The 10,969-nt window shown below is 54.4% G+C and carries 11 protein-coding genes; 1 reads left to right on the top strand and 10 read right to left on the bottom strand.

Annotation, left to right across the window (positions count from 1 at the left end):
* Positions 1–578 (bottom strand): NAD-dependent DNA ligase LigA (locus VLA04_04315; GenBank protein HSI20891.1); only part of this gene is annotated, 578 nt, incomplete at its 3' end.
* 101 nt (positions 579–679) lie between these two features.
* Between VLA04_04315 and VLA04_04310 the strand changes: the two genes are divergently transcribed.
* Positions 680–1,177 carry a hypothetical protein gene (locus tag VLA04_04310; GenBank protein ID HSI20890.1) on the top strand — a complete coding sequence of 166 codons (498 nt, stop codon included), beginning with the start codon at positions 680–682 and terminating at the stop codon, positions 1,175–1,177.
* 60 nt (positions 1,178–1,237) lie between these two features.
* On the opposite strand, the gene VLA04_04305 is transcribed toward VLA04_04310, so the two are convergent.
* From VLA04_04305 to VLA04_04265, 9 genes are all read right to left on the bottom strand, one after another.
* Complete coding sequence (locus VLA04_04305; GenBank protein ID HSI20889.1) at positions 1,238–2,575, bottom strand: NAD(P)-binding domain-containing protein; 1,338 nt, start codon at positions 2,573–2,575, stop codon at positions 1,238–1,240.
* 164 nt (positions 2,576–2,739) lie between these two features.
* Complete coding sequence (locus VLA04_04300; protein HSI20888.1) at positions 2,740–3,636, bottom strand: M48 family metallopeptidase; 897 nt, start codon at positions 3,634–3,636, stop codon at positions 2,740–2,742.
* Positions 3,637–3,642: 6 nt separating this feature from the next.
* Positions 3,643–4,209: a LemA family protein gene (locus tag VLA04_04295; GenBank protein ID HSI20887.1), complete on the bottom strand. Its 567-nt coding sequence runs from the start codon at positions 4,207–4,209 to the stop codon at positions 3,643–3,645.
* Between the two features lie 9 nt (positions 4,210–4,218).
* Positions 4,219–6,432, bottom strand: coding sequence for a type II secretion system protein GspG (locus tag VLA04_04290; GenBank protein HSI20886.1), 2,214 nt, complete (start codon positions 6,430–6,432; stop codon positions 4,219–4,221).
* A gap of 9 nt (positions 6,433–6,441) precedes the next feature.
* On the bottom strand, positions 6,442–7,671 hold the full coding sequence (locus tag VLA04_04285; GenBank protein HSI20885.1) for a S41 family peptidase: 1,230 nt from the start codon (positions 7,669–7,671) through the stop codon (positions 6,442–6,444).
* A 20-nt stretch (positions 7,672–7,691) separates the two neighbouring features.
* Entirely contained in the window at positions 7,692–8,894 is a 1,203-nt protein-coding gene (locus VLA04_04280) for a peptidoglycan DD-metalloendopeptidase family protein (GenBank protein ID HSI20884.1), read from the bottom strand.
* A gap of 34 nt (positions 8,895–8,928) precedes the next feature.
* A complete protein-coding gene (locus VLA04_04275) occupies positions 8,929–9,885 on the bottom strand; it encodes a permease-like cell division protein FtsX (GenBank protein ID HSI20883.1) in 957 nt (318 codons plus the stop codon).
* On the bottom strand, positions 9,882–10,724 hold the full coding sequence (gene ftsE / locus VLA04_04270; GenBank protein HSI20882.1) for a cell division ATP-binding protein FtsE: 843 nt from the start codon (positions 10,722–10,724) through the stop codon (positions 9,882–9,884). Before ftsE ends, VLA04_04275 begins: the two co-directional genes overlap by 4 nt.
* A 20-nt stretch (positions 10,725–10,744) precedes the next feature.
* A partial coding sequence (locus VLA04_04265) for a tRNA (adenosine(37)-N6)-dimethylallyltransferase MiaA (protein ID HSI20881.1) occupies positions 10,745–10,969 on the bottom strand: 225 nt, incomplete at its 5' end.

Raw genomic sequence — 10,969 nt, 5'->3', positions numbered from 1 at the left:
TTCTCTTGCTCACCATTTATGATGGCAAAGTCCTTCTTGGTGATGTACACCTCGCCGCGCACTTCAAAGCGGCCAGGGATTACGCGCGTGAGACGCAGCGGGATAGCCTGGATGGTACGGGCATTGAGCGTGACATCTTCCCCCACAAACCCGTCACCGCGTGTTACCGCCTGGGAGAAAAGCCCATCCTCGTAAATAAGGGAGATGGCAAAACCATCCAGCTTCAGTTCTGCGTAGTAGCCACCTTTGTACGGTGTGTTGAGGAATTTTGCGGTGCGCTCTTCCCAGGCCTTAAGCTCCGCAAAGGTGAACACGTCGTTCAGGGAAAGCATCCGGCTCGAGTGGGTCACTTTTTTGAAGCCTTCCAGGGCCTTGCCTGCGACGCGCTGCGACGGGGAGTCTGGCGTAATAAGGTCGGGGAACTGCTCTTCAAGCTGGACCAACTCATGCTTAAGGGAATCAAGGGCTGCTTCGGATATTTCCTCTTTGTTTAAAACATGCACGTTATACCGCTGGCGGTTGATTTCGTCGCGGAGCTTCTGGAGACGGTTTTTTGCTTCGGAGTGAGTGAGCTGCATATGGTTACTGTAGCAGAAAACACGGGTGGTATCTCCTTTACTTCCTTGGGTATATTTGCTAAGATCCGCAGCAGTACGCCCACCTGGGCGAGGAGAGATAGTTGAACGTTCCCATTCCCGTATTTGTAGCCATTTGCCTCGTCGCAGTAGCAGGGGTGGCATTTGCTGGTGCCGTCATTTCGGGGAGATTCCTCAACGACCACTGGCGGATGATCACCCCCTGCTCACCCATCGACAGCACCACTATCCGCCTGGCACTTGTCCATGCAGGGCTTTGGCACCTGGCCGATGAGCCCACCGCCTTAGTGAACCGAAGCATCTATTACAAGGGCGGCCTCTGCATTGTGGACACTTTGTCCCAACGCGCAGAGGAGCAGCTCAAGGGATGCACGCGCGGCATTGCCATTGTCGCCAAAGACCCCGGGACATCCCTCCTGAATTTCTCAGAGAAAATGGAGGGCCATGCAACGGGGGATTTGCTCTTCGACCCCGACCCGGAGATGAAAGAAAACTACCTAGCAGTCTGGGTCTGTCCCGAGATCAACTTCTTCGTGGTTTTCAGCCGTCACGCAATCAAAATGAAGAACGGCCGCCGCTAGAACCTTTAAACGCCGCCCCTCACGGGGCGGTTTTTTATATAAAAAAGAGAGTAGGTTTCCCTACTCTCTTGAGACCTCCAGCATTTCCAGGAACGCCCGCACCCGGTCTTCCGAGTACGGCAAGTTGGTGTGAGGGTCCAACCACTGGTCACTGGGCCTTATGCCCAAATGGTCAGAGATTATTCCCAGCCGCTGCATCACCGCATCCTTAGGCTGTCCCACAAACAAGGTGGGGATGTCCTCAGGTTTAAACCCGCGGGTAAGCCAATTCCACCGGTCCTCGCTTTTCTTGTAAGCCGCCAGAAGGACCGCCTCTGCCCCGCAGGCGAAACAGAGATATCCCTTAAGACCGATGGAAAGCCCAAATCCCCTTCCCCTACCTGGCAGCGTCACAATACTTCCTGACACAGCCAGGTAGTCTGGGTCCGCACATAGTTCCCGCGGGACATTTGCGGGCTTGGCGACATCTAAGAAGAGCATTCCCTTCCGTGGCTTCTTAGCAAAGGTGAGGGGCGTGGCACTGTTGGTACAGAAAACCACCACATCTGCCTCTTGGACAACCTCCTCCAGGTCACGCTCCTCCACGGAGGGACCGCTTGGATAACCCCGGCTCAATTCATCGATAAGCTTGCTGACCTTGCGGTCACCACGATTCCTACCGACCAATAAGAGCTCGGAACACAGGTCGTCACGCTTCATGAGTACCCGAGCAAGGCCGGAGCCTACGGAGCCAGCACCAACAATGGCCACCTTCCATTTCTTCCCCTGCCGGTCGGCAGACACTTCCATCCACTGGTTGTGGAACCAAATGAGGTTAGCGCCAGCGGCTCCTCCTGTGTTGGAGTTGCCGTTGGTGACAGTCACCTTAGGGAACCCAGCTGCCGCCAGTATAGCGGGCAACTTGGTGCCAAAGGTATTGGGAATGGCCGTTGCTGCGCCCAGCGCCACTACGGATGCTTCCGGGACTACGTCCCTCAGCATATAGATGATTGTCTGGTTCATATCGGCAACTGCCGTCTCGTACAACGAATGCTCTTTTTTAGTGAGCTCAGTTGTATTCCACGGGAGCCCCACGACATGCACGTAAACGTACCGCTTGCGGCCGCCGTCACGCATTTCCACACGGGCTGCACCCATGTAGCGCAGGGCATGCGGTACGAACCGCATGTACCTTTCAATAACCGAGTGTGGCAGCAACCAGGCGAGCGGCGTACGGATACGCGCGGCGCGGCTGCGCGATGTCTCACCCTCACCAATGACGTGAATAACAAACAAGACATGGGCAGACGGGGTCCAGACTTGCATCTGCAACCAAGTCAGCCAGTAACGGGGAATAAGGCATCGGGGCCAACTGCCAAGCTTGAGAAACAATGCATCTCTTCGCTCTTCGTCGGCCATCAACCTCTGACATGACGGGCTTTCCCATAAAAGCCACAAAAAAATGCCCAGGCAGACCAAGCAAAGAACTAAGATCATATTGGTAAATTCCTCCCAAACCCTCAGGTTTCGGTTTGCGAGGAATATACCAGATTAAAAAAGGTGAATCAAGGAGGCGCTAGGCCTTATGCTTGAGTCATGCCGCTTCCTGCTTGGAGAGCAGCGATGCGCGCCTCGATAGGAGGATGGGTGGCAAACATGTTCGCCAAGGCCTGGCCCGTCAGCGGGTTACTGAAATACATGTGTGCAGTCCCCCTGTTGGCAACCTCCAGGGGTTCAGTATCTCCCCCAATCTTTTGCAGCGCAGAAATGAGGCCTTCCGGGTAGCGGGTAAGAAGCACACCGGTAGCATCTGCCATGAATTCCCGCTTGCGGGAAATAGCCAGTTGAATGAGAGTGGCAGCGATAGGCGCCAGGATGGCAAATACGAGGGCGATGATAAGCATAAAGCCTCCCCCGCTATTATTGTTGTCATCCCGCTGCCGGCCATAAAACATGGAGCGCAGGAAAAGGTCGGAGACGAGGGCAATGATACCGGCCATGACCATCACCATGCTCATGAGGCGGATATCCTCATTACCAACGTGAGCCAGCTCATGGGCCAGCACGCCTTCTAGCTCGTTTTTATCTAGGCGCTCAATGGCTCCCCTGGTTACCGCAATGGCAGCATGTTTTGGGTCGCGGCCAGTGGCAAAAGCGTTGATTGCGGTGTCATCGATGAAATAAAGCCGCGGCATGGGCAGGCCGGCGGTAATGCTCAGGTTTTCCACTAGCTGGTACACGAAACGGTACTGCTGCTCATCCAACACGTCTGCCTTGGCTGCCGCCAGGGCAATCTTGTCAGAGGCATACAGGCTGACCGTCCCCTGCACTACAGCAATCACACCAGCAATAAGGAGGATGTCCGGAGAGCCGTAGTAAAGGGAAACGGCCCAGCCTATGCCAACTACCAGCGCCATGAAAATACCTAGGAAGGCAAAGGTCTTATACCTGTTTTGGGAGACCTGGGTATAAAGGGTCATCCCGCCTTAGAATGCTACTTTGACCGCTTCACGTTCAGGAGAAGCCTCTTCAAGCTCAAAGAATTCCTTGGCAGTGAAGCCCATGGACTTGGCAAAGATGTTGGTAGGAATTACCTGCAACTTGGTGTTGAAGTCGCGGACATTGGTGTTGTAGAAACGGCGGGCTGCCTGGATCTTGTTTTCCGTGTCTGTCAGCTCAGTGGACAACTGCTGGAAATTGGCAGAGGACTTAAGGTCTGGGTAGTTTTCAGAAACCGCAAAGACAGAACGGAGGGCCTGGGTAAGGCCGTTTTCAGCCTTGCTCTGTGCGGCAGGGGTTGCTGCGCTGCCAACGGCAATTGCCTCTGCACGGGCCTTTGTCACGTTTTCCAATACATCCTTCTCCTGCTTGATATACCCTTTTACGGACTCAACGAGGTTGGGGATAAGGTCATAGCGGCGCTTAAGCTGGACGTCGATATCTGCCCAGGATTCGTCAGTGCGGTTACGCGCACCAATCAATCCGTTGTAAGCAAGGACGAGCCAGAGTACGAGGAGGCCAAGAAGAATGGCGGCAATGATAAGCGGCGACATGAATTTTTTCTACTTATTGGTGAGTTGGTAATAGTGGTAAACCTGTCCAACCAAGGCGGAGGCATCGTCGTGGTCTTCAAGCACCGCCCTTAGGTGGTACTCAGTCGCCTTTCCTTCGCTGTCCGTGTTCACGTTATACGCGTAGTAATAGGTACTATTCAATGGGTCTACCGGCATTTTGGTCAGGTATTTTGGCACCAGCTCCTTAAAGACGGTGGTATCACTTCCAATCTGAACCTCTTTGGAAACAACGGGATAGGTACCCTTTTCCAATTTGTACTGCTTAAGCGCCTTTTGGATATCAAGCAGGTCTTGCTTGCGCTGGGCATCGCGCTGTTTTGCCAATTCGGAAGCTGGCTGGGTAGGCACAGGCTGCATCTCGGGCCGGGGAGCTTGCACAACAGTGATCACATCCCCACTAGGGATGACTGGCGTAAACCGGGTGGTTTCATCTACAGGGTTACCCGATGTTGCCTCGCCACCATGTGGGACCTCAGCGAAAGAGAGTCCAAGGCGGGACACAAAACTTTCAGTAGTAAGTTCCGTTGCCACATTACCTGGGTCCGTACTGAAAAGCTTGCTCAATGTTGCTGGCTCAGGAGACTGCTGCTGCCAGCCGGTGTATTGCCAATGGGCAGCGTACGTATACTTGTGCCCTTGGTACGAGAACGTAGTCTGGAGTTGGACATCCAACGGCTCACCTGCCGTCCTGTCGGTATCCTTCCAGGCCAAGGCCACCTCCGCCACTGACGCTTCCAACTCTGCGCCCAGAGGGAAATAAGGCGCCATGGCTTCTTTTGGCATCCCTACCACGTACGAGGCAGCCGGCTTTTGGTTAATTGAAACCTTTTTATACGATTGCTCCGCTTGGGCATTCTTAAGGATGACTTCCAGCGGCACGGGCTGCAGCGCAGGTGCCAGAAGGGTGTCGCGCAAGCTAGTGGCGGAAAGGGAAGCAGCGCTCTTGTCTTGGTTTGCGGGGAAGTCAACGAGGAATTCTGAACCTGTGTAGCGCGCATTCACCGGCACTGCAGTCCCGTCGTTGGCGGTAATGGAGTAGGCAGCAATAAAGCGTTCTCCTTTGTCGGTAATAAGCCCGCCGGACAAGTCGCTCCGCACCTTGAATATCCCTGCGGAATCGCCCAACGAAGAAGATTCTTTGCCACCCGAAAGCTCTACTTCCAAGGCGCCGGTCAGGCGGTATGGCACATGGGTGGCGACAAACGCTTCTGCCCGGTTAATGGCACGGGAAGAGTCACCCTCTAATCCGGAAATGAACTGGGCAAGGACTGGAACCCGGGCACCAGAAAGGGCAAGGACGTAGAGGCCTCCACCCAAGAGAGCGAGAACCACTACAATACCCAGTATGGCAAAGAGTATGCCGCTGCGACGGTGCGGGGCGGCCGCTGGCAAGGGTTCATGCGGAGGCGCTGGCGGTGCGGCCGGAATTACCGGGCGGGGCAACATGCCCGCAGGGGCTGGGGCCTTAGGTGCAAGAGGTGGCCGAGGAGGGGGCGCAACGGGTGCATGAAACTCAGCCTTTGGTGCAGATGGGGCGAGAGGCACGGGGACTGGGCGCTCGTCCATTGGCAATGGGGCGACGGGCGGAGGCGGAGGGGCGAGCAGCTCTGAACTGCCGGCAAGGCCGCTCTCGTCGATGACGGGCGGTGGGAGAGGGTTTCCCTCACGGCTTTTTACCTCTATTTTTTTCAGGGATTCTTGAATAGCAACGGGATCGGCCGCAACAAATTCTTCCCGCGGTTTGCTTGGCGGAGGGGCAACGGGAGCCGAAGAGCCAGCGCCACGGCTAGGAAGGATGAGAGGTTGCGAGGGAGCGGCAGCTGCCTGTTTAATCAGTTCTTCTGTGTCCGGAATATCCTCATCCATTGGACTCCCACTTGAGACAGGTGGCACAGCGCTTACAGCAGGGCGGGCAACGGGAAGAGGGGCAGGAATAGGAACGGGCGATGGCACCGGTGCAGCAGGAGCGGGAGGAGTGGGAATAGGAGGAGTGGGGGCGACTGGCGGAAGAGGCACTACCTGCTCGGCAGCTGGGCTGACAGGGGGGACAACCGATGCTCCCCCACTTTTCCCAAGTACCTTAAAAGGACTCAACGCCTCGGAAGCGTCAGGTTCATCAGGAAGAACCAGTGCGTCAACAGGTGGCGGAGTTTGAGGAAGTGGGGCCGGTGGTGGCACCGGCGGAAGTGCGGAATCAGGCATGAAAACGGCCTACTTTTGGGTAAGAATTTCCAGTGCCTTCTTTACCTGCACATCGTCTTTCGAAGCGGTCACATCTTCTGGGAGCTCTACAACCATGTCTGGCTCAATGCCCGTCCCATCGATGCCCGTTCCGAGCGGTGTATACCACTTGGCAACTGTTACCTTAATACTACCACCGTTACCAAGCTCCTGTAACTCTTGAACGCTGCCCTTGCCAAATGTCTTCACGCCGATCACCTTTGCGCGGGCATAGTCCTTCATAGCACCGGCAAAGATCTCGGAAGCCGAAGCACTCCCCTCGTTTACGAGGATAACTAGGGGCATTGTGTCCAGGATAATGTCCCGGCCAGCTGGCAACTCCTTGTCCCCGTCCTTGTCTTTCTCAGTCACCCCTACGCGGCGGCCCAAAACGGCATCGTCCTTTGTAGGCGTTTGCGGCAACACCATACCAATCATTTGGAGGGATGCATTCAGGTATCCGCCTGGGTTGTTACGGAGGTCGATAACCACGCCCTTGCTGTCTTTGGCATCTACCAAAGCTTGGCGGAACGCCTGGGATGTATCTTGTCCAAACTGGTTCACCTTAATGTAGCCAATGTCTTTGTTGGTACCCAACTTGTCCGTAATGACACTCTTCACCACAATCACGTCGCGGATCACATCGATAGCCAGGGCCTTCTCCTCCCCTTCTCGTCCAATGGAGAGCTTTACCGTACTACCCTCGTCACCACGGATCTTGTCGATAGCATCAACAAAACTCATATCTGCCGTTTCGGCACCATCAATTGAGATGATGACATCGTTTGCCCTAAGGCCCGCCCGGGAAGAGGGGGTGTCATCCAACACAGACATAATCACCAGCTGGCCGCTCTTTACGGAAAGCTCTGAACCAATGCCGCCAAAACTTCCCTGCAAGTCTTCTTGGAAGACCTTGTTTTGCTTTGGCTCAAGGTAGGTGGTGTACGGGTCACCAAGGCCTGCCACCATTCCGGAAATTGCTCCCTCGAGGCGTTTTTCTGTGGAAGTGTCCCCGAAGAACTTCTTGTCGATGATCCCCCAGGCCTTCCAAAAGGTGCCTAGATCAGCCTTGTCACCTGCCGCCACGCTTTGGCGCTGTCCCAACACATACCCAACCCCTACGCCGCCTGCCACTAACAGGGCGCATACAAGGACTGCAGCAGCAAAGCGGCTAGCAGGCGAATGCTGACGGCGCGGGACAGGGCCAGGAGAGGTAATCATGCGGGTAACGGGTTACGAAGTTAAAGGCGAAGGTGGGCGGACATGACTACCAAGCCATTGTCCAACTGCATTGCCCAGGCACGGCCATACCCACTACTGCAGCTTGATGGGCAACCGTTCAAAATTACTACGCCATCAGCAGGGGCATAGACCGGCGAACCGGAAGGGCCTGCAATATCGATACCAGTGTGGATACCCCCGGCGTAGACATTGGAGAACGAAGTGCGGCCAAATTCCTGCGTCACAATAAAGTTACGAAGCGGCCAGCTGATAGTGCCGTTGTTGAGATATGGGCGGGGGTTTACCGGCACATCATTAGCGCGGACCTCAAAGTGCACGTGGTCGCCAGTTGAGAAGCCTGTCGAACCCTGGATGCCGACAAAATCACCTCTGCTCACCCGCTGGCCCACACCAGCACCTGAGCCGTAAATTCCCTTAGCACTATTCCTAATGGCGGCACTCAATGCCGCGGAAATCTGGGACTCAACCGCTGCTGCTTGTTGCCGTGCTTTTTGCGCGTCGGCCTCAAGCTTTACAACAGCTGCCTCCGCATTTTGCTTCAGGGCAACCTGGGTCTGCTGGTACGTAGCCAAACCTCGCTTTTGCGCGTCTTGCTGGGCCTTAAGGTTGTTAAGGTCGTTATTCTTCTTCACCAACTCATCCCGCCGCTGCTCTACTGCCAACTTGGCTGACGTAGTCTTCACAAAGAGGGTGGCCACAGACCGTTTGAGTGAGGAGAAGCGTGAATCTTCCTTGGCCCGGTCAGCAATAGGCTGGTCCGCAAATACGGCCAGGGAATCCGGCATGCTGGAACGCATGATGTACATTTGACGGAGAAGCGCACCTTGCTGGGTTTCCAACCGGGACAGGTCGGACTGGAATTGGGCAATCTCTTGATTCTTGCGCTCAATTTCCGTGGTGGTACCAACAATGTTCCCCTGTGTCTGCTGGATATTGCCTTGGAGTACAGTAATTTGACCAGCCACTTCCTTGGCTTTCGCCTCGGCAGTAACCTTAATCTGAGCCTGACGCTTTGCCTCTGCCTCTTTTTGAGCAGCAAGCCGTTCAAGTTCTTTCTTCTTTTTCTCTAGCGCACTAACACTCGGTGAGGTGGCCGCTTCAACCGACAGCGGTTTTGCTATCTGGGTGAAGGGAAGGCCGAAACTGCTCAGGATGAGTGTCACGACGCCCAGCATGATGCTGAAGCCCCGGACAGATTGCATGTAATTCTAGCGTTAAATCGTAATTCCAACCGTATTATTGTTCCTTTAGGTACCGGCGGATAGCAAATATGCTACAGGCTATGCCTAGTAATAAGCCGACACCTAATTGGAGAAGGAAGAGGGTGGTGAGAACGCTGCTCACCGCGCTTTGGTTGCCGACCCGGAGGGTATCTGCGAATAGGTCGGTAATAAAGTTAACATTGCCAGCCGCAAAGCTCTGCTCAATAAGCGTTTCTAACTGGTTGAGGAAGAGCCAGGAAAGCATAGCGGCAATAATAGCGCTAATGAGCCCAAAGATAATGCCCTCAACAATGAACGGGCCACGGATATATCCCTGGGTTGCACCCACAAAACGCATTACCTCCACTTCAGTGCGGCGGGAGTAGATGGTAAGCCTGATAGTGTTGAGCAGTACCAGGATAGCCACCAGCGTAAAGAAGAGGGAGAGGGCAATGCCAAAGATCTTTAGGAAGCCAGTGGTGCGGAGGTAGTTGTCGATCACTGCCTGGTTCCGCTGGTAGCTGGTCTTTTCAACAATTTCCTTGAACCGGTCTTCTTGGATGAAGTCGTTAAAAGGGTCAATGAACTTAGGGTCCTCAAATTTCACCGTAATTTCACGGGGAAGCGGGTTGTTTTCGTCACTAATCACACCCTTAAGCTCTGGGTCATCGCCAAAAAGCTTTTCAAAACGGAGGCGTGCCTCCTCCTTGCTGATGAACTCGGAGGAAACAATGCCGGTGTGGGCATCAATCTGAGTACGGAGCTGAGTAATGTCGGTGTCTGCCGCTGAATCTTTCAAGAAGATAGCGTAGTCAATATTCTCTTGGCTGAACTGCTGGTACTGCTTGGAAATAATCCTGTCACCTAAGGCAAACGCCGTAAGGGTAAGCAGGGTCATGGTCATGGTGATGATAGCAATGACCGACAGCCAAATGTTCCGGCGGAAACCAGAAATACCGTAGGCAATAATTCTAAGGAGGGCTTGGATCATACGAGGTATACCCCCTTCTCTTGGTCAGCGACGATGTTTCCCGCCCTCATAGTGATAACCCGCTTCTTGAGCGCGTCCACAATTTCCCGGTCATGGGTGGCCAAAATGACCATTGTCCCTGAACGGTTAATTTTATAGAGCAGCTCAATAATTTCCCAGGTGTTCACTGGGTCTAGGTTTCCCGTAGGCTCATCGGCAATGAGAATTTTCGGGTCGTGCACAAGGGCGCGGGCAATGGCCACGCGCTGTTGTTCACCACCGGAAAGCTCATGAGGAAAGTTGTCCCGTTTAGCCAACATACCTACCGTTTCAAGCATGACATGCACCCGCTCTTTAATCTCACGTGTTCCAACTCCCGATACCTCCAAGGCAAAAGCTACGTTTTCGTACACGGTTTTACCAGTCAGGAGTTTAAAGTCTTGGAAAACAATTCCCACCTTACGACGGTAGTACGGTAGGTCACGGGCCCGGAGGGTAGTAATGTCGCGCCCAGCAACCAAAATGCTCCCTGCGTCAGGGCGCTCCTGGAGGGTAAGGCATTTAATAAGGGTAGACTTCCCTGCACCTGAGGGACCCACCACACTCAGAAACTCTCCCTTAAAAAGCTTCAGGGAGACATGGCTCAATGCCACATGGTTGCCGTATTCCTTGGTAATGTCACGGAATTCAACAAGAACAGGACGCGATACAGGCGCGGCGCTATCTTCCTCAGCTTGTGCTGGGGGATTGTCCGGTTCAGCCGCTGGCTTTGCTACACGCTTGAGGGGCGAGTGGCGTACGAGACGCGACTGGACTTTGGACGCTGCTTTCGGGGCCGGTGCATCGGGCTGGTCAGACATGACCCGAGTATACCACTCTGTTAGCGATCGAGGAACCGTTTCACAATTTGTAGGGCTTCATCTTGGCTCCCAATCCAGTGAATGTCACTGTGTCTGCGCCACCATGTGTATTGCCGTTTTACGTACTGGTGAAGGCTTGTATTTGTCAGCCTCACCGCCTCTTCCAGGGAAATCTCACCTTGTACGTAACGGGTAAAAAAACGGTACTCCTGTCCGCATGCATCCAACCATTCCGGTGCCACCCC

Source organism: Verrucomicrobiia bacterium (assembly GCA_035460805.1).
Taxonomy (GTDB): domain Bacteria; phylum Patescibacteriota; class UBA1384; order CAILIB01; family CAILIB01; genus DATHWI01.
The sequence above is the reverse complement of the archived record's forward strand: the minus strand, read 5'-3'. Positions and strand labels throughout refer to the sequence as shown.